The 18,027-nt window shown below is 60.4% G+C and carries 18 protein-coding genes; 3 read left to right on the top strand and 15 right to left on the bottom strand.

Features of this window, described 5'->3' with window-relative positions:
* The first annotated feature begins 71 nt into the window (after positions 1-71).
* Complete coding sequence (locus A3C3_RS0125635; protein ID WP_022717432.1) at positions 72-1,256, top strand: acyltransferase family protein; 1,185 nt, start codon at positions 72-74, stop codon at positions 1,254-1,256.
* Positions 1,257-1,322: 66 nt separating this feature from the next.
* Here the strand turns inward: A3C3_RS0125635 and A3C3_RS0125630 are convergent, their stop codons facing one another.
* From A3C3_RS0125630 to A3C3_RS0125585, 9 genes are all read right to left on the bottom strand, one after another.
* A complete protein-coding gene (locus A3C3_RS0125630; RefSeq protein WP_022717431.1) occupies positions 1,323-1,730 on the bottom strand; it encodes a F0F1 ATP synthase subunit epsilon in 408 nt (135 codons plus the stop codon).
* Complete coding sequence (locus A3C3_RS0125625) at positions 1,730-1,969, bottom strand: hypothetical protein (protein ID WP_022717430.1); 240 nt, start codon at positions 1,967-1,969, stop codon at positions 1,730-1,732. The genes A3C3_RS0125630 and A3C3_RS0125625 overlap by 1 nt, the downstream gene beginning before the upstream one ends.
* Positions 1,969-3,441, bottom strand: coding sequence for a F0F1 ATP synthase subunit beta (gene atpD, locus A3C3_RS0125620; protein WP_028739988.1), 1,473 nt, complete (start codon positions 3,439-3,441; stop codon positions 1,969-1,971). Before atpD ends, A3C3_RS0125625 begins: the two co-directional genes overlap by 1 nt.
* A gap of 23 nt (positions 3,442-3,464) precedes the next feature.
* Positions 3,465-4,349 carry a F0F1 ATP synthase subunit gamma gene (locus tag A3C3_RS0125615; RefSeq protein WP_022717428.1) on the bottom strand — a complete coding sequence of 295 codons (885 nt, stop codon included), beginning with the start codon at positions 4,347-4,349 and terminating at the stop codon, positions 3,465-3,467.
* Between the two features lie 26 nt (positions 4,350-4,375).
* Entirely contained in the window at positions 4,376-5,905 is a 1,530-nt protein-coding gene (gene atpA / locus A3C3_RS0125610) for a F0F1 ATP synthase subunit alpha (protein WP_022717427.1), read from the bottom strand.
* The gene (locus A3C3_RS0125605; RefSeq protein WP_028739987.1) at positions 5,905-6,471 is read right to left on the bottom strand and encodes a F0F1 ATP synthase subunit delta; all 567 of its coding nucleotides are present in this window, start codon (positions 6,469-6,471) and stop codon (positions 5,905-5,907) included. The genes atpA and A3C3_RS0125605 overlap by 1 nt, the downstream gene beginning before the upstream one ends.
* A gap of 254 nt (positions 6,472-6,725) precedes the next feature.
* Positions 6,726-7,115, bottom strand: coding sequence for an AGROH133_08824 family phage infection protein (locus A3C3_RS0125595; protein ID WP_022717425.1), 390 nt, complete (start codon positions 7,113-7,115; stop codon positions 6,726-6,728).
* A gap of 82 nt (positions 7,116-7,197) precedes the next feature.
* Complete coding sequence (locus tag A3C3_RS0125590) at positions 7,198-9,414, bottom strand: primosomal protein N' (protein WP_022717424.1); 2,217 nt, start codon at positions 9,412-9,414, stop codon at positions 7,198-7,200.
* A gap of 178 nt (positions 9,415-9,592) precedes the next feature.
* On the bottom strand, positions 9,593-10,540 hold the full coding sequence (locus A3C3_RS0125585; RefSeq protein ID WP_022717423.1) for a GNAT family N-acetyltransferase: 948 nt from the start codon (positions 10,538-10,540) through the stop codon (positions 9,593-9,595).
* Positions 10,541-10,681: 141 nt separating this feature from the next.
* Between A3C3_RS0125585 and A3C3_RS0125580 the strand changes: the two genes are divergently transcribed.
* A complete protein-coding gene (locus tag A3C3_RS0125580; RefSeq protein ID WP_022717422.1) occupies positions 10,682-11,617 on the top strand; it encodes a tyrosine recombinase XerC in 936 nt (311 codons plus the stop codon).
* Positions 11,618-11,703: 86 nt separating this feature from the next.
* A complete protein-coding gene (locus A3C3_RS0125575) occupies positions 11,704-12,780 on the top strand; it encodes a TraB/GumN family protein (protein WP_022717421.1) in 1,077 nt (358 codons plus the stop codon).
* A 181-nt stretch (positions 12,781-12,961) separates the two neighbouring features.
* Here the strand turns inward: A3C3_RS0125575 and lpdA are convergent, their stop codons facing one another.
* Genes lpdA through A3C3_RS0125545 form a run of 6 tightly spaced genes read right to left on the bottom strand, consistent with a single transcriptional unit; the run spans position 12,962 to position 18,018 of the window.
* On the bottom strand, positions 12,962-14,368 hold the full coding sequence (gene lpdA / locus A3C3_RS0125570) for a dihydrolipoyl dehydrogenase (RefSeq protein WP_022717420.1): 1,407 nt from the start codon (positions 14,366-14,368) through the stop codon (positions 12,962-12,964).
* A gap of 26 nt (positions 14,369-14,394) precedes the next feature.
* Positions 14,395-15,033: a LysE family translocator gene (locus A3C3_RS0125565; protein WP_022717419.1), complete on the bottom strand. Its 639-nt coding sequence runs from the start codon at positions 15,031-15,033 to the stop codon at positions 14,395-14,397.
* A gap of 18 nt (positions 15,034-15,051) precedes the next feature.
* Positions 15,052-15,804, bottom strand: coding sequence for an SDR family oxidoreductase (locus A3C3_RS0125560; RefSeq protein WP_028739986.1), 753 nt, complete (start codon positions 15,802-15,804; stop codon positions 15,052-15,054).
* A complete protein-coding gene (locus A3C3_RS0125555; RefSeq protein ID WP_022717417.1) occupies positions 15,801-16,355 on the bottom strand; it encodes a hypothetical protein in 555 nt (184 codons plus the stop codon). The genes A3C3_RS0125560 and A3C3_RS0125555 overlap by 4 nt, the downstream gene beginning before the upstream one ends.
* Before the next feature lie 53 nt (positions 16,356-16,408).
* On the bottom strand, positions 16,409-17,671 hold the full coding sequence (gene odhB / locus A3C3_RS0125550; protein WP_022717416.1) for a 2-oxoglutarate dehydrogenase complex dihydrolipoyllysine-residue succinyltransferase: 1,263 nt from the start codon (positions 17,669-17,671) through the stop codon (positions 16,409-16,411).
* Between the two features lie 29 nt (positions 17,672-17,700).
* Entirely contained in the window at positions 17,701-18,018 is a 318-nt protein-coding gene (locus A3C3_RS0125545) for a YciI family protein (RefSeq protein ID WP_022717415.1), read from the bottom strand.
* Between the last annotated feature and the right edge of the window lie 9 nt (positions 18,019-18,027).

The following is an 18,027-nucleotide window of genomic DNA, read 5'->3' as shown; positions in this document are numbered from 1 at the left end:
CCAAAGCGGCGCCCTTGTCCTACGCGCGATCATGTCCTAGGCCTGAGGAAAAGCAGACAGACGAGGCACGAATGGAAAGAGATCGGAGGCTGGCAGGTGCCGACGCCATGCGTGCGGCCGCGTGCCTGCTCGTGCTCATTCATCATCTTGTTCTGCGCATCGACATCAATCAGGTGGATCCCGCCGCGCAATCGGCCTTGGTCATTGCCCGCTTCGGCAATTTCGGCGTGGCGATCTTCTTTGTTCTAAGCGGCTATCTGCTTGCGCGGCCCTTCTGGCGAGCTCTCGATGAGCGCCGCCCATTGCCGGGTATGAGAACTTACGCCATACATCGTGCGGCACGCATCCTGCCTGGCTACTGGGTGGCGCTGACCGCAGGCTTCGTTTTGAGCATCACGCTGCTCGCAGATCCACCAACGGCCGAGCTCGGCATGCGTTATGCCGCAGGCTTCCTTTTGATGAGCCAGTGGCATTGGCGGACTTTGTTTCCGGTCGAAGGGAACGGGCCGCTTTGGTCGATTCCATTCGAGGCGACCTGTTATGTTCTGCTGCCGGCGTTCATGCTCGCTCTTCATCACTTCAGCCGCCCGCTGCCGCGCTTGTCTACGCGTTTCCTTTGGCTTGGCGCCATAGCGACCGCACTTGTCTTGCACTGGGCAATCGTCAACGCCTTGCAGCCGGACCACGTGCAGCAAGGCTGGCAATTCGGCATGGCCGCGGGTGCGAAGGAATGGATGCCGCGTTACAATCCGATCGGCTTCTTTGCGATTTTCGCGCTCGGTATCCTTGCTTCGGGTGTCGAGACAATCCTGCCGAAGCGAAGGGTAGCTCTCTTCGATGTCCTCGCCTGTCTCGCCATGGCCGGTAGCGCCGCTTCCCTCGTTTCGTCCGCAGGCGGACCTTGGGAGGCCTATGGCTGGCTCGGAATTCCCTATGGCTTTCCGCTCTTTCCGATCGCTATTGCAGTGGCGCTTGTCTCGCTGGCGCGCTCGCTATGGCTTGGGAACTGTCTCGACAGTCGAGCGGTCCGCTTCACCGCGAAAATCTCGTTCGGCATCTATATCTGGCAGGATCCGGTCATTTCTGCCGTGAAGGCGCTTTTTCCTTCCGCCTTCGGCCCGATCAGCGACAATCTTCTCTACGGCTGGCTGCTCTGGTCGCTCCTTGCAGCAGCCCTTGTGTTCGTGATCGGAAGCCTCAGCTATGTTTTCGTCGAGCGGCCGGTCTTACTGAGAGCCCATGCCGTTCCGCGTTGAGCCGGCCGCTGCCGAAAAAAAAGCGGCCCGCTGAGGCCGCTTTAGGTCATTTCGTTGCAATCCCGATCAGTCCTGCTGGACGATGCCGCGCAGATGCGTCAGTTCCATGATGAAATGCTCGAGCTTGGACTTGTGCTCGTGATGCAGGGCATCCTCAAGCTCCTTCTTCGCAGCCTCGATACGACGGGTCAACTCGTCCTTGCTCAGGTCCTCGACTGCGACAGCGGATTCTGCAAGCAGCGTGCAACCGGTCGGCAGGATGTCGGCGAAGCCGCCGAAAACAACGTAGTCCTGCTTGGAGCCGCCGCTGGAGCGGACGCTGACGATACCCGGCTTGATGGTCGTCATCGTCGGGGCGTGGTGCGCCATGACGGTCATCTCGCCCTCGGTTGCCGGAATGACAACTTCCGTCACCATCTCCGACAGGAGCAGGCGCTCCGGAGATACGAGTTCAAAATTGAAATTGTCAGCCATCAGTGACTTACCTTCTCGGCTATGGCCTTTGCATCTTGCAGTTTGGTCCCGCAGAACGGGCAGTGCATTATCGCCTGATCGAGATATCCGAGGCCTTCCTCGGTCTGGACTAAGCCCACTACCATCATCAGCACGCCGTTATCTGCTCTGTAAACGGTCGGCGCTGCCGGGGCGGGAAGTCCTGCCACGACTTCCTTCAGGGAGTCGCAGCAGAATATCTCGTCACGAGCGTCGTTCATCAAGCAGCTGCGGAGAGCTTCTTGGCCTTCTCGATGGCTTCGTCCATCGAGCCGACCATGTAGAAGGCAGCTTCCGGCATGTGGTCGTATTCGCCGTTGACGAGACCCTTGAAGCCCTTGATCGTGTCTTCGAGCGCAACCAGCTTGCCCGGCGAACCGGTGAAGACTTCGGCAACGAAGAACGGCTGCGACAGAAAGCGCTCGATCTTGCGGGCACGGGCAACGGCGAGCTTGTCCTCTTCGGACAGTTCGTCCATGCCAAGGATGGCGATGATGTCCTGCAGGGCCTTGTAGCGCTGCAGCGTCGACTGAACCTTGCGAGCAACTTCATAGTGCTCTTCGCCGACGACCATCGGGTCGAGCATGCGCGAGGTGGAGTCGAGCGGGTCGACGGCCGGATAGATACCCTTTTCGGCAATCGAGCGCGATAGAACGGTCGTCGCGTCAAGATGCGCGAACGAGGTTGCCGGAGCAGGGTCGGTCAAGTCGTCAGCCGGAACGTAGATAGCCTGAACCGAGGTGATCGAGCCGGTCGTCGTCGTCGTGATGCGTTCCTGCATCTGGCCCATGTCGGTTGCGAGCGTCGGCTGATAACCAACGGCCGAAGGAATGCGACCAAGCAGAGCCGACACTTCCGAACCTGCCTGCGTGAAGCGGAAGATGTTGTCGACGAAGAACAGAACGTCCTGGCCCTGGTCGCGGAAGTTTTCGGCAACCGTCAGACCGGTCAGAGCGACGCGAGCGCGAGCGCCCGGCGGTTCGTTCATCTGGCCGTAAACGAGGGCTGCCTTCGAGCCTTCACCGCCGCCATGCTTGTTGACACCCGATTCGATCATTTCGTGATAGAGGTCGTTGCCTTCGCGGGTACGCTCACCAACGCCTGCAAACACCGAGTAACCACCGTGCGCCTTGGCAACGTTGTTGATCAGTTCCATGATGAGAACCGTCTTGCCGACACCTGCACCGCCGAAGAGGCCGATCTTGCCGCCCTTGGCGTAAGGAGCCAGAAGATCGACGACCTTGATGCCGGTGACGAGGATCTGTGCTTCCGTCGACTGCTCGACGTAAGACGGTGCATCCTGGTGGATCGAACGCTTGGAAGCGGTAACCAGCGGACCGGCTTCATCAACCGGCTCGCCGATGACGTTCATGATGCGGCCGAGCGTTTCCGGGCCGACCGGAACCGAAATCGGAGCGCCGGTGTCCACGACTTCCTGGCCGCGGACCAGGCCTTCGGACGAGTCCATGGCGATCGTGCGGACTTCGTTTTCACCGAGATGCTGCGCGACTTCCAGAACCAGGCGGTTGCCCATGTTGGTGGTTTCGAGCGCGTTCAAAATCGCCGGCAGTTCGCCTTCGAAAGCAACGTCGACGACGGCGCCGATAACCTGTGTGACCCTGCCGACAGAGCCTGTGGCGGTCTTCTTAGCAGCGGTCTTCGCTGCCGCCTTCGGGGTAGCTGCCCTAGCCATTTTCATACCCTCTTTCTCTAACCTCAGAGCGCTTCCGCGCCCGAAATGATTTCAATGAGTTCCTTGGTGATCTGAGCCTGACGCTGCCGGTTGTAGCTGAGCGTCAGCTTGTTGATCATCTCACCAGCGTTGCGCGTCGCACTATCCATCGCGCTCATCTTCGCGCCCATTTCGCCGGCGACGTTCTCGAGGAGCGCGCGGAAAATCTGGACCGAAATATTGCGCGGGATCAGATCGTTCAGGATCGATGCCGGATCCGGCTCGTATTCATAGACGGCACCTGCATGCACAACGTCTTCAGCAACAGCTTCCGGAGCCGAAGCCGGGATGAGTTGCTGAGCCGTCGGAACCTGCGAGATGACCGACTTGAACTCCGAGTAGAACAGCGTGCAAACGTCGAATTCGCCGGCTTCGAACATCTCGATAACGCGCCTGCCGATCTGGTCGGCATTCTCGAAGCCGATACGCTTCACGTCGCGAAGCTCCTTGCGCTCGACGATGAGCGAAGCAAATTCGCGACGAAGAACGTCATAGCCCTTCTTGCCGACTGTGAAGATCTTGACGGTCTTCCCTTCGGAAATGAGCCTGCGGGCATGGTCGCGGGCAAAGCGCGCGATCTGTGAATTGAAGCCGCCGCAGAGGCCACGCTCGGCGGTGCAGACAACGAGCAGGTGAACCTGAGCCTTGCCTGTACCCGTCATGAGCACTGGTGCGCTATCCCCATCCGTCATCGCTTTGGAGATGTTCGAAAGAACAGCCGCCATGCGCTCCGAATAGGGCCGGGCGGCCTCGGCCGCCTCCTGCGCACGCCGAAGCTTCGCCGCGGCGACCATTTTCATCGCCTTGGTGATCTTCTGCGTCGCCTTGACGGAGGCGATCCGGTTTTTCAGATCCTTAAGTGAAGGCATCCGTTTTCCGTCCTAATTAGGTGCGATCAGGCGAAAGACTTCGCGAAGGTATCGAGAGCAGCCACAAGCTTGCCCTTGGTATCGTCGCTGATTGCCTTTTCCGTGCGGATCGTGTCGAGGATGGCCGAGCCTTCCGAGCGCAGGTACGAGAGCAATGCCTGCTCGAACTTGCCGATCTGAGCGACAGCGATCTTGTCCAGGTAGCCGTTGACACCTGCGAAGATGACCGCGACTTGCTCTTCCACCTTCAGCGGCGAGAACTGCGGCTGCTTCAGGAGTTCGGTCAGGCGGGCACCGCGGTTCAGCAGGCGCTGCGTCGCAGCGTCAAGGTCCGAACCGAACTGGGCGAAGGCGGCCATCTCGCGATACTGGGCGAGTTCACCCTTGATCGAGCCTGCAACCTGCTTCATCGCCTTGATCTGTGCGGACGAGCCGACACGCGAAACCGACAGACCAACGTTAACAGCCGGACGGATGCCCTGATAGAACAGGTCGGTTTCGAGGAAGATCTGGCCGTCGGTGATCGAGATCACGTTGGTCGGAATGAAAGCCGAAACGTCGTTGCCCTGCGTTTCGATGACCGGCAGAGCGGTCAGCGAACCGGCGCCCATTGCGTCGCTCATCTTTGCAGCGCGCTCGAGGAGACGCGAATGCAGGTAGAAGACGTCGCCCGGATAGGCTTCGCGGCCCGGCGGGCGGCGCAGCAGCAGCGACATCTGACGGTAGGAAACAGCCTGCTTGGACAGGTCGTCGTAACCGATCAGCGCATGCTGGCCGTTGTCGCGGAAATATTCGCCCATGGCGCAGCCGGCAAACGGAGCCAGGAACTGCATCGGCGCGGGATCGGAAGCCGTCGCGGCGACGATGATCGAATATTTCAGGGCGCCGCGTTCTTCGAGAACCTTGACGAACTGCGCAACCGTGGAACGCTTCTGGCCGACGGCGACGTAGACGCAGAAAAGCTTTTCAGCTTCCGGGCCGGAATCGTGAATGGCCTTCTGGTTCAGGATCGTGTCGAGAAGGATCGCGGTCTTGCCGGTCTGGCGGTCGCCGATGACAAGCTCGCGCTGGCCGCGGCCGACGGGGATGAGAGCGTCGATAGCCTTGAGGCCGGTCGACATCGGCTCATGAACCGACTTGCGCGGGATGATGCCGGGAGCCTTGACGTCGACACGCGCACGGCGCGTCGCGTTGATCGGGCCCTTGCCGTCGATCGGATTGCCGAGAGCGTCAACGACGCGACCGAGCAGTTCCGGGCCGACCGGAACGTCAACGATGGCACCGGTCCGCTTGACGGTGTCGCCCTCCTTGATGTCGCGGTCGGAGCCGAAGATAACGACACCGACGTTATCGGACTCGAGGTTCAGCGCCATGCCGCGGATGCCGCCGGGGAACTCGACCATTTCACCCGCCTGAACGTTGTCCAGACCGTAAACGCGAGCAATACCGTCACCGACAGAAAGCACCTGGCCGACTTCCGAGACTTCCGCCTCTTTGCCGAAATTTTTAATTTGATCTTTGAGAATTGCGGAAATTTCCGCGGCGCGGATATCCATCAGCCAACCTCTTTCAATGCAAGCTTGAGGGTAGAAAGTTTGGTACGAAGCGACGTATCAATCTGACGGGACCCGACCTTCACGATCAGACCACCAAGAATTGACGGATCAACCGTGACGGCAATCGTCACGTCTTTGCCGGTGACGCCCTTCAGCGCCGCCTTCAATTCGGTTTCCTGCGCTGCGGTCAGCGCATGGGCCGAGGTGACCTCGGCAGAAATTTCGCCACGCTGGCGAGCAGCAATGATGCGGAAGGCTTTGATCATGCCCGGAAGGGCAAAGAGGCGGCGGTTACGCGCCACAACCTTCAGGAAATTAGCAAAGAAGCCGCTCATGCCGGCCCTCTCGCTGATTGCAGCGACCGCCTTGAGCTGATCATCTGCGGAGAATACCGGGCTTGCGACGAAGCGCTTCAGGTCGTCGCTCTCGTCCAGCATCGCCTGGAAACGATTGAGATCTGCAGTGACGCTCTCGACGGCGCCTTCTTCAAGAGCCAGTTCGAACAGCGAGGACGCATATCGCTCTGCAACACCAGAAGCAAGCTGGGACGTGTCTGCCACGGGCACAAATTTCCCTGATTTCAACCCAAGAATCCGGCCTTTGGCGGGCGCCTGACCTATGCTCTTGAATTCGTTTTGATTTCCCCCAGAAATCGCAAGAGAAGCCTCTTGCTTCTTCCGAAATTCGGGGTCCGTCTAACATAGGATGTCGGGACTCGCAACACGCGTAATGCCCGAATATGCCTTTCGAATGCTTTTCTATCGGCAAAATCGTGAAATGGCGCAAAGCCCGGCGAGCGAGCGGCTCGCGGCGCTGTAATCTAGGTTGCGAAGAAGCCCAAAGAATAGGCCAGCGGGAGTGCCGCTAGAACGGCCTGCACAACCAGAAGTAAATAGTTGAGTATCGTGCTCCCCTTATCGGAAAGAAGCGAAACGATCCGGGCGAAAGCCGCCATCGCAAATGCCGCCCCGAGCGCCATGTAGATGAAGTCCTGCGCCAGCATGATCGCCGCCAGTCCAAATCCGAGATAGAAACCGCCTGCGGAGCGTTGCTCGGCGAAACCATCCCGTCGCTCTCCACGCGGCTGAAGGCCGAAGAGCTGCATCGCATATCCGGGCGCGAACATGATGACGAGACCCGCAAGAGCCGTGAACGCCGCCGAGCAGAACGCGAGCTGCTCGCCAAAGGTCTCGGGAAAATAAAACTCCATGGATCAACCCCAAATCACGCTGCGAATGCCTGCCCCTTATGGCATGATTGCGCCGGGTGGAAAACGGCTGTCAATCGCCGATCTACAGGAAGCTTTGCGGGTCGATATCGAGCTGGACGTGCACCGAGCCACGCTCTTTCGGCGCCTGCGCAAGCATACTGCGCAGAAATGCCTGCATGTCGGAACTCCGCCGCCCGTGTACGAGGAGCCGGAAACGGTAGCGGCCGCGCACCAGCGCCAGCGGTGCTTCGGCAGGGCCGAGAATGGAAATGCCGGAAACCTGCGGCGCCGCGCTCCGCATGCCGCGGGCATGGTTTTCCGCGTCGTGGCGCGTTTCGGCCGAGACGATAATCGACGCAAGGCGTCCGAAAGGCGGCAAACTTGCCCTCTCGCGCTCGGCGATTTCCCGCTCGTAAAACGCGCTCGCGTCGCCTGAAACGATCGCCTGCATGACGGGATGCTGCGGCTGGTAGGTCTGCAGCAGGCCATGGCTCTTCAAACCCGTCCGCCCTGCCCGGCCCGTCACCTGTGAAAGAAGCTGGAATGTTCTTTCTGCCGCGCGCGGATCGCCGTTGGCGAGCCCGAGATCCGCATCGACGATGCCGACCAGTGTCATCAACGGAAAGTTATGCCCCTTGGCGACGAGCTGCGTGCCGATGACGATATCCGCTTCGCCCTTGGCGATGGCCTCGAGTTCCAGCCGCAGGCGTTTGACGCCGCCCATAATATCGGAGGATAACACGATCGTCCGCGCGTCGGGGAAATGACGCTCAACTTCTTCCGCGATGCGCTCGACGCCCGGCCCACAGGCAACGAGGTGATCGAGCGTTCCGCATTCCGGACAAGCCTCCGGCGTCCGCTCCGTATGGCCGCATTGATGGCACTGCAGCTGGCTGCGAAAACGGTGCTCGACGAGCCAGCTCGAACATTGCGGGCACTGGAAGCGGTGGCCGCAGACACGGCAGAGCGTCAGCGGTGCGTAGCCGCGGCGATTGAGAAAGAGCAGCGCCTGCTCGCCCTTTTCGACCGTCTTTCCGATCGCCCGGATCAAGACCGGCGAGAGAAAACCTTCCCTTTTCGGCGCGTGCCGCCGCATATCGACGAGATGCAGATCGGGCAGCGCCGCGTCGCCGAAGCGTGTCGGCAGATGGATGGTGCTGTAGCGTCCGTTCTGACCGTTCACCTGGCTTTCGACGGAAGGCGTCGCCGACACGAGAACAACCGGGAAATTGCCGATGCGCCCGCGGACGACTGCCATGTCGCGGGCATTGTAATAGACGCGGTCTTCCTGCTTGTAGGCAGGATCGTGCTCCTCATCGATGATGATGAGCCCCAGGTCTTCGAACGGCAGAAACAATGCCGAGCGGGCGCCGGCAACCACGCGAACCTCGCCGGTCACCGCCTGCCGCCAGACCTTCTCGCGCATGCGCGGCGCGAGATCGGAATGCCATTCGGCCGGCTTTGCGCCGAACCGGTCCTGAAAGCGCTCCAGGAAACTTGCGGTGAGCGCGATTTCCGGCAGCAGGATCAGCACCTGCTTGCCGCGGCGAAGCGTCTCGGCGATCGCCTCGAAATAGACCTCGGTCTTGCCGGATCCCGTCACGCCATCGATCAGCGAAACGGCAAACTCACCTTTTCTGACTTCGCTCAAAATCTCTTCGGCGGCATCCTTCTGCGGCCCCTTTAGCCGCGAAGGCGCAAAGTCCGGATCGGGTTTTGCCACGACCGGAGGCGGAGGCAGGAAAATTGTCTCGAAAAGCCCTTGGCAGATGAGGCCATCGACAACGCTCGTGGAAACACCGGCGGCATGTGCAAGTCCGGTCCGTGTCCACGAGATACCGTCCGATGCCGTATCGAGCACTCGGGCACGCGCGGGGGTCATCCGCTCCGGCTCGCCGCCGACGAAGCGCAATCCTTCCGCCATCGGCTCCGGTTCGAAGGCATTCGGTGCACGAAGCGCCATGCGGGCAACAAGACCGGGCGGCGATAGCGTGTATGCAGCCACCCAGTCGATGAACTCCCGCATTTCCTTGGAAAGCGGCGGGCAATCGAAGACATGCGTGATCGGTCTAAGCTTCCTCGGATCGACGCCATCTTCACCGCCGTCCCAGACAACGCCGATCACCTGTCTGGGGCCGAGCGGCACCTGCACGACCGAGCCCGGCTCGACCGCCATGCCATCCGGCACGGAATAGGAATAGGGTTTCGGTGCAGGCATGGGCACGAGAACCGGAACCGTGCGGGTTCCGGCCGGTGCCTCGAATAACGCGCCAAAGAGGTCGGACGAATCTGTTCTCATCGGGCGTGACCATGCCCGCTATAAAGCAAAAAGAAAACCTGCGAGACCATCGCCTACTCGTCCTCATCGATGACGCCGGTCAACCGATGCCCGAAAGATTTATGCGGATCGATCGCAGCGACCTTTCGTTGTGGGCGAACATCGAGCGGAGCAGCATGCCTCGCTTTAACCTATCGGCTCAACGAAATGAATGGGCCGCCACTATCTCCGGTGCGGGCGGCTGCATAAGCGGCAGGAACCGTGCATCGCCGTCCGCACGCAGATCATGTAGCGTGTGTTTTTCAAGCGCCTTGGTCACTTCGTTTATGTCGCCGTCCAGATGCCCCACTGGGACGAGATTGCCGATGATGAAATCAAAACGATCGCCGCGCTTGTTGAGAAGTTCGTGAAACACCGTCATGTCGCGCAGTTCGGTCGACCACTTTGCAAACCAGTAGAAAAGACCGGAGTTGCGCGCGGTCATGTGCACGGGCAAGATCGGCAGATTGTATTTGCGGGCAAGGCCGACGGCAGAGTTTTTCCACGGCCTTTCATTCAGCCGGCCGTTCGCCCAATAGGCGATGCGGCCCGAGGGAAACAATACAGTTGCCTTTCCTTCCTTCACGGCGTGGTTCGTAAGCTGCAGCGTCTCACGGGTCTTGAGTTTCGTCTTGTATTCGTCCCGCCATTCCACCGGGATGACCATTTCCGCAAAACGCGGATTGACGCGCACCGCGTCCCGGTTGGCAAAGAACATCATGTCCGGGCGGCGGTTCTTCAGGAGGTCGAAAACTGCAACACCATCAGCAATGCCGGTCGGATGATTGCTGACGAGAATGAAGCCGCCGGAAGCAGGGATGCGCTCGGCATTTCTGACCGCGATATCCAGCGTCAGCAGGTTGCTCATATATTCGAAGCACTGGAAGCCCGGCATGTTCGCTACGTCGTTGGCGAACTGAATCGCCTTGTTATAGCGCAAAAGCGCATACAGAAAGGGCCGCATCACCGGCCAAAGCGGGTGACGGACGATGCGCTGGCCGCGCTCGGCGATCAGGGTATCAACGATGTGTCCGGGGTTGCCGTGGGAAACCAGAGCGATCGCTTCCGCGAGCTGTCCGAAAGCCGTCGTGGATTGGCGCCGTGCCATGCAAAGTCCTGTTTCGTTCGGAACAGCTATCGCAACCTATTATGATGGAAGCATGACAAGAGCTTGGCCGATATTAGCAATTCCCTAACGGTCCCTCCTTCAAACTTGGCAAAGGCAAGAACAAAATCAAGGCCCGCGCCAGTGAACGAACTCCTGATTATCGCCGACCCGCGCCTGATGGCGGAACGCAGCGCCTGGCTTGAAAATCTCGAGCGCGAGCGGCGCTTTTCTGGACACACGCTCGACGCCTACGAGCGCGACAGCCGCCAGTTCCTCACCTTCCTGACCGGCCATCTCGGCGGCCCGGCGACGTTGAAGGACATTGAATCTCTTCGCCCGGCCGATTTCCGCGGCTTCCTGGCCGCCCGCCGGAAAGAAGGTTCCGGGGCGCGATCGCTTGGCCGCAATCTGGCCGGTCTTCGGTCGCTGCTGCGATATCTGGAAAAAAAAGGTTTGGTGAACGCCGCCGGAGCAGGAGCCGTTCGCTCACCGAAACAGCCGAAATCGCTGCCGAAACCACTCTCCGACAAGCAGGCGATCAATGTCGCCAGCGACGAGGCACAGCTTCACGAGGAACCATGGATCGCTGCGCGCGATGCGGCCGTTTTCACGCTCCTCTATGGCTGCGGTCTGCGCATTGCCGAGGCACTTGACCTGACTGTGGACAGCTTGCATGCAGGCGCCACGACACTGCGCGTCACCGGCAAGGGCAACAAGACGCGCCTGGTTCCGCTGCTGCCCGTTGTTCTTGAAGCGGTTGAGAAATACCGCTCCCTCTGCCCGTACCGTCTGGAAAAAGCAGAACCACTCTTCCGCGGCGCTCGCGGCGGCAAGCTCCAGGCTGCAATCATCCAGCGCACAATGCAGCGGATGCGCAGCGCCTTCGGATTGCCTGAAACGGCAACTCCGCATGCGCTACGGCATTCCTTTGCAACCCATCTGCTGGCTGGCGGCGGCGATCTGAGGACGATCCAGGAACTGCTCGGTCACGCAAGCCTGTCCACGACCCAGGTCTATACCGGCGTCGATTCATCGCGTTTGCTGGAAGTTTACGATCGCGCCCATCCGAGGGCGTAATCTTTTGTTAACGTATTCTCTTAAGGCAATATGCGCATGCAAGGCGTAGAGCATGAGCTCTCATACATTGTGACCGGAACATCACCATGACGACCACCATCGGCCAGCGTAGTCTGCGCGCTAAGACACCTGGCAATATGTTGCTCTGGCTGATTGCAGCCTTCCATATGCTGCTTGCCGCCGCGCTTTTCGCCGTGCTCCTTGCGGTGTCTTCGGCGCAGGCTGCCGACGATACCTGCGCCGGCAAGAACCTGATGGCCGAGCTGCAGCAGAACGATCCTGCCCGCTATGCTGAGGTCGTCAAGGAAGCGGATGCGACGCCGAACGGCAAAGGCATTTTCTGGAAGATCGAAATGCCCGGCCTGAAGACCTCGTGGCTGCTTGGCAGCATGCATGTTACTGATCCGCGCGTGCTGAACCTGCCGCTCTACGCCCAGGCCGCTCGTGATGGCGCCGATACGATCGTCATCGAATCCGATGAGATCCTGAATGAGAAGAAGGCGGCCGCCGCTCTCCTCGCCCGGCCGGATCTCACCATGTTCACCGATGGGACGACGATCGAAAAACTCCTGTCGCGCGAGGATTACGCCCGTCTCGATGCTGGCCTCAAGCGACGCGGCATTCCGCTCTCCGCCGTTTCGCGCATGCGACCCTGGATGATTGCGAGCGCCGTCGCGCTCCCCGCCTGCGAGATTTCCCGCAAGGCGAAGGGTATCCCCTTCCTCGATCAGAAGATCGCAGCCGACGCCGCCGCCGAAGGCAAGCAGGTGCGCGGGCTCGAAACGCTTGCCGAACAACTGCAGGCAATGGCCGAACTTCCGGTCGAATTCCATCTGAAGTCACTGATCGAGACCCTGGAGCTCGGCTCGAAGATGAACGACCTCGTGGAAACAATGACCGATCTCTATGTCTCCGGCGACATCGGCATGACCATACCGATGCTGAAAACAGTTTCGCCGGACGGCAAGGACGAGGAGAGCGATTACGCCAGCTTCGAGCAGCGCATCATCCTCGACCGCAACAAAATAATGGCCGAGCGCGCAGCTCCGATTCTCGCCAGCGGCAATGTCTTCATGGCTGTCGGCGCCCTGCATCTGCCAGGCGACGGTGGAGTCATCGAACTTCTGCGCAAGCAGGGCTTCACCGTCACGCAAGTGAATTAAAGCTACGCGTAAAACGCGGGTATATCCTGCATTACCAGCTTTATCCGGCTGCCCGTGCTCGCCGGACCGAAGGATGACTTGATCGCGCTTCAGCCCAGTAAGGCGAAGGCATCTGTCAGAGGCTCATTAATAAAGCCGCGGTCCTTGCGAACCGCGGCGAATGAGCTTCGGTCTTCGGGATTTACATATGGATCGGCTTGAAGAAGGCAGCGAGTGCTGCTTCCTTCACTGCTTCCGACATTGTCGGATGCGCATGGCAGGTGCGGCCGAGATCCTCGGCAGAACCGCCGAATTCCATGAGAACGGCAATCTCGTGGATCATCTCGCCGGCACCGAAGCCGACGATATGACCACCGACAACGCGGTCCGTTGCCTTGTCCGACAGGATCTTTACGAAGCCGTCTGTCGCGAGCATCGCGCGAGCGCGGCCATTTGCCGTGAACGGGAACTTGCCAGCCTTATAGGCGATGCCTGCCGCCTTCAGCTCTTCCTCGGTCTTGCCGACGGAAGCGACTTCCGGCTGTGTGTAGACGACGCTCGGGATGACGTCGTAATTCACATGACCGGCCTGGCCGGCAAGGATTTCGGCAAGCGCCACGCCTTCGTCTTCCGCCTTGTGGGCCAACATCGGACCCTTCACGACGTCGCCGATTGCATAAATGCCGGCGACGTTGGTCTTGAAGTGGCCGTCGATCTCGACGCGGCCGCGATTGTCGAGCTTGACACCCGCTTCTTCAAGGCCGAGGCCAGCCGTATAGGGCAAGCGGCCAGTGGCGATGAGAACGACTTCCGCTTCGAGCGTCACCTTGTCGCCGCCCTTGACCGGTTCGAAGGTCACCTTGGCACCCGTGCCGCCCTTCTCGACGCCGACGACTTTGGCGCCGAGGTTGAATTCGATGCCCTGCTTGGCGAGCATGCGCTGGAACTGCTTGGCTACATCGCCATCCATGCCGCCGAGGATCGTGTCGAGATATTCGACGACGGTCACCTTCGCTCCGAGGCGCGACCAGACAGAGCCCAGTTCGAGACCGATGACGCCGCCACCGACGACGATCATCGTTTCCGGCACTTTCTCCAGCGCGATACCGCCGGTCGAGGAGATGATCACCTTTTCATCGAACGCGACTTGAACGCCCGGGATGCCGGCAACATCGGAGCCTGTGGCTATCACGATGTTCTTGCCTTCGATCTCCTGGACCTTGCCGTCGTCGGCGGTCACGGAAACTTTCCCGGCGGAAACGATCTTGCCGGTGCCTTGGAAGGCATCGATCTTGTTCTTCTTGAAGAGGAAGGCAACGCCGTCGACATTCGACTTCACCGTCGCATCCTTGTGCGCCAGCATCTTTTCGAGATTGAGCTTCGGGGCCGGTATTTCGATGCCGAGCGCATCCATGCCGTGGCCGGCATGATGGAACATTTCGGAAGCATGCAGCAACGCCTTGGAGGGAATGCATCCGACATTCAGGCAGGTGCCGCCGAAGGTCGCGCGCTTTTCGACGACCGCAACCTTGAGACCGAGCTGGGCCGCCTTGATCGCGGCGACATAGCCGCCGGGGCCGGTTCCGATAATGATCACATCATAGGACATTGTTTCTTTTCCTTTGCTTTAATCGTTTAGTCGGCCGCGCGGGTGAGTGCGAGGCGGAAGCCGAAGCCGACCAATGCGGCGCCGGTGATGCGGTTGAACCATTTGCCGCTGGCAATGAAGCGGTCGCGGATCGGCTTGACGGTGAAGAAGATCGAGACGCCGGCAAACCAGGCAACGAGTGCAGATGCCATGCCGATGCCGTAGCTGAACTGGATCAGCGCCGGCGTGTCGTGATGCACCAGCGTCGAGAACAGCGACAGGAAGAAGAGCACTGGCTTTGGATTAAGGGCATTGGTGATGAAGCCCGTGCCGAGGCACTTGACCGCCGAAACGGCCTCGCGATCGGCTTCCGTGACTTCGATTTCCCTGACATTGAATCCGGGTTCGCGGAAGGATTTGATACCGAGGTAGACCAGATAGGCGACACCTGCCCATTTGATCATCGCAAACAGCATCAGCGACTTGGACACGACCAGACCGAGGCCGAAGATCGTGTAGCTGATGTGGAAGAGCAGCGAGAGGCCCATGCCGAGACCGGTCATCATCGCGGCGCGGCGGCCATGCACGATGCTCTGGCGAAGGATCACGGCAAAGTCGGCGCCCGGAACGACGATGAAGATAGAAAAGACGGCCATCAGGCCCAGGAATTCGAGAAGATATTGCATCGTTTCCCCTTTTGCGACCTACCGCCCACCGCTGACGTTGAGGATTGCACCCGTGACATAGGAGGCCGCAGGAGAAAGAAGATAGAGGACGGCATCGGCCACCTCCTCCGCCGTTCCCGGCCGCTGCATCGGAATGCTCGGCGCCATGTCGCGCGCACGGTCTGGCAGTCCGCCGGAGGCGTGAATATCGGTGTCGATAATTCCCGGGCGGACCGCATTTACCCGGATGCCATCCGCGGCGACTTCGCGGGCGAGCCCGATCGTGAAGGTATCGATCGCCGCCTTCGAAGCGGCGTAATCCACATATTGCGACGGTGATCCGATGATCGCCGCCATCGACGAGATGTTGACGATCGCTCCGCCCGTGCCACCATGCTTGCTCGACATGCGGCGAACGGCCTCCGCCGCGCAGAGAATGGAGCCGGTGACATTGACCCGCATCATCCGCTCGATCCGCTCGACGCTCATTTCGTCGACGCGCTGAGCCGCATCGATGATACCGGCATTGTTCACCAGCCCGTCAAGCCGCCCGAAATGGCGATCAACGGTTTCGAACATCGAGTTGATATCAGCGGCGTTGCCGACATCGCCTTTGACGGCAATCGCCTCGCCGCCATGCGCCGTGATAGCTTCAATGACGGCATCCGCGGCTGCCCTGTTCGAGACATAATTCACAGCAACCCGCCAGCCTTGTTTGGCAGCCAGCCTTGAGACGGCAGCACCGATGCCGCGGCTTGCGCCGGTCACGAGCAGAACAGGCGCATCGCTCATTTCGCGCATTCCTTGAACGTCAGGACATCCCAGGGCGCGACCGTTGCCTTGCCTTCGCCCCAAATCGAGGACTCGCGGATCGCCGGACCGAGACCAGGCAGCACGATCCTGTCAGCAGCGCCCGCCGCCTCCGCCTGAAGATTATCCACTTCGCCCGCGGCACCGACGCTGTAGACCGGCCCCTGCCATATCGTGCAGGCATCGAGATCCGCACCCGTCACATCGCCATCCGGGCAGTTGAACATGACGATGCCGATTGCGCGATCAGGCTCCTCCGACGGCATTACATAGCCGTCCAGAACGATCGAGGTCTTCAAGACATTGATCTTGAACTGATTGCTTGCCGCAGCGGCTTCGGAACCAAGCGGCGAAAAGCGGAGTTCATAAGCGCCGTCGCGATCGGCATAGACGGCATCCGACTGCTTGCACTCGGCCGAAAGCGCAGCTCCCGTCATCGCGCACAGGAAAAGTGGCGCCGCCAAGACAGCCGCCCATTTCAGCCTAACGATTAGAAGCGGACTGCCGTCCGCTGCCGGAACTCCACGCGCCATAAGGCACTCCTTGCCGCGAAAAACAGGGCCGCTCGCGCGGCCCCATCATTCTCTTAGAGATCGAGAACCAGACGCTCCGGATCTTCCAGGCTTTCCTTGACGCGGACGAGGAAGGTCACGGCTTCCTTACCGTCGACGATGCGGTGATCGTAGGAGAGTGCCAGATACATCATCGGACGGATGACGATCTGGCCGCCGACGACGACCGGACGCTCCTGGATCTTGTGCATGCCGAGAATGCCCGACTGCGGCGCATTGAGGATCGGCGAGGACATCAGCGAGCCATAGACGCCACCATTGGTGATCGTGAAGGTGCCGCCCTGCATATCGGCCATCGAGAGCGTGCCGTCGCGCGCGGCCTTGGCAAGACGGCCAAGGTCTTTCTCGATCTCGGCAATCGACATCTGGTCGGCATCGCGGATGATCGGAACGACCAGGCCCTTGTCTGTGCCGACAGCCATGCCGATGTGGCAGTAGTTCTTGTAGATGATGTCGGTGCCATCGATCTCGGCGTTGACGGCCGGCAGTTCCTTCAGGGCATGCGTCACAGCCTTGGTGAAGAAGCCCATGAAGCCGAGCTTCACGCCATGCTTCTTTTCGAAGACGTCTTTGTACTTGGCGCGCAGGTCCATGACTGCCTTCATGTCCACCTCGTTGTACGTGGTGAGCATGGCTGCGGTGTTCTGCGCATCCTTGAGGCGCTTGGCAATCGTCTGGCGCAGGCGCGTCATCTTCACGCGCTCCTCGCGGCCGGCGTCCTCGACCGTCGATGGGCCACGGACTGCAGCGGGAGCGGCAGGCGCAGCAGCCGGGGCGGAAAGGCCCTTGGCGACGGCAGCGATCACATCGCCCTTCAGCACCTGGCCGCGCTTGCCACTGCCTTCGACCTGATCGGCGGAGAGATTGCTCTCAGCGAGCATCTTGGCGGCAGCCGGCGCCGCCGGCATGGTGGAAGCCGGGGCCGGGGCGGAAGCAACCGGTGCCGCAGCGGCAGCCGCCGGAGCAGCAGGCGTTGCCTGGGCTGGAGCAGCGATAGCCGGCTCGGCAGCCTTTGCGGGGGCTGCAGCCGGGGCTGCAGCGCCTGCGGCGATCTGGCCGAGCAGAGCGCCGAGGCCCACGGTTTCGCCGGCCTGGGCAACGATTTCGGACAGCGTGCCGGAGGTCGGTGCCGGTACTTCGATGGTCACCTTGTCGGTTTCAAGCTCGAGAATCGGCTCATCGGCCTTGATGGCGTCGCCAACCTTCTTGAACCAGGTGCCGACGGTTGCCTCGCTGACGGATTCACCGAGAGTTGGAACGCGGATTTCTGTGGCCATTGTTCAAATCCTGATTTGCTTGTTTTCGTTTATTCGTTTCCGGCAGCAGACGGCCGGAGAATGATCGAGGGCATTGGCAAAATTTCGAAGTGGAAACCGAAACTGGAGCGGACGATCGGATCTGCATCGGCGAGCGCCTTCGCGGCCTCCCGATCCTCGACTGAGACGACCGCCATACCCCAGGCGCCTTCGCCCTCGAAGACGGGGCCGACAGCAATTGCCGATCCCGCTTCTGCGTTATGGCGCCAATATTCGGCATGCCGTTCCATCGCAGCCATTTCCTCCCCGGTCGCGTCGTTCGGAAAGCGGGAACGAGGCGGCACAAGTCTCAAGAAGAAATATGCCATCGCCCCAAC

Origin of the sequence: Rhizobium mongolense USDA 1844 (assembly GCF_000419765.1) — a bacterium.
Classification (GTDB): domain Bacteria; phylum Pseudomonadota; class Alphaproteobacteria; order Rhizobiales; family Rhizobiaceae; genus Rhizobium; species Rhizobium mongolense.
The sequence above is the reverse complement of the archived record's forward strand: the minus strand, read 5'-3'. Positions and strand labels throughout refer to the sequence as shown.

What these genes read in the sequence shown, in the direction of transcription:
- A3C3_RS0125615 (WP_022717428.1), bottom strand. Translation starts at nt 4,349, where the DNA reads ATGCCTTCACTTAAGGATCTGAAAAACCGGATCGCCTCCGTCAAGGCG.
- atpA (WP_022717427.1), bottom strand. Translation starts at nt 5,905, where the DNA reads ATGGATATCCGCGCCGCGGAAATTTCCGCAATTCTCAAAGATCAAATT.
- A3C3_RS0125575 (WP_022717421.1), top strand. Translation starts at nt 11,704, where the DNA reads ATGACGACCACCATCGGCCAGCGTAGTCTGCGCGCTAAGACACCTGGC.
- atpD (WP_028739988.1), bottom strand. Translation starts at nt 3,441, where the DNA reads ATGGCTAGGGCAGCTACCCCGAAGGCGGCAGCGAAGACCGCTGCTAAG.
- odhB (WP_022717416.1), bottom strand. Translation starts at nt 17,671, where the DNA reads ATGGCCACAGAAATCCGCGTTCCAACTCTCGGTGAATCCGTCAGCGAG.
- A3C3_RS0125565 (WP_022717419.1), bottom strand. Translation starts at nt 15,033, where the DNA reads ATGCAATATCTTCTCGAATTCCTGGGCCTGATGGCCGTCTTTTCTATC.
- A3C3_RS0125625 (WP_022717430.1), bottom strand. Translation starts at nt 1,969, where the DNA reads ATGAACGACGCTCGTGACGAGATATTCTGCTGCGACTCCCTGAAGGAA.
- lpdA (WP_022717420.1), bottom strand. Translation starts at nt 14,368, where the DNA reads ATGTCCTATGATGTGATCATTATCGGAACCGGCCCCGGCGGCTATGTC.
- A3C3_RS0125555 (WP_022717417.1), bottom strand. Translation starts at nt 16,355, where the DNA reads ATGGCGCGTGGAGTTCCGGCAGCGGACGGCAGTCCGCTTCTAATCGTT.
- A3C3_RS0125545 (WP_022717415.1), bottom strand. Translation starts at nt 18,018, where the DNA reads ATGGCATATTTCTTCTTGAGACTTGTGCCGCCTCGTTCCCGCTTTCCG.
- A3C3_RS0125590 (WP_022717424.1), bottom strand. Translation starts at nt 9,414, where the DNA reads ATGAGAACAGATTCGTCCGACCTCTTTGGCGCGTTATTCGAGGCACCG.
- A3C3_RS0125630 (WP_022717431.1), bottom strand. Translation starts at nt 1,730, where the DNA reads ATGGCTGACAATTTCAATTTTGAACTCGTATCTCCGGAGCGCCTGCTC.
- A3C3_RS0125560 (WP_028739986.1), bottom strand. Translation starts at nt 15,804, where the DNA reads ATGAGCGATGCGCCTGTTCTGCTCGTGACCGGCGCAAGCCGCGGCATC.
- A3C3_RS0125585 (WP_022717423.1), bottom strand. Translation starts at nt 10,540, where the DNA reads ATGGCACGGCGCCAATCCACGACGGCTTTCGGACAGCTCGCGGAAGCG.
- A3C3_RS0125635 (WP_022717432.1), top strand. Translation starts at nt 72, where the DNA reads ATGGAAAGAGATCGGAGGCTGGCAGGTGCCGACGCCATGCGTGCGGCC.
- A3C3_RS0125595 (WP_022717425.1), bottom strand. Translation starts at nt 7,115, where the DNA reads ATGGAGTTTTATTTTCCCGAGACCTTTGGCGAGCAGCTCGCGTTCTGC.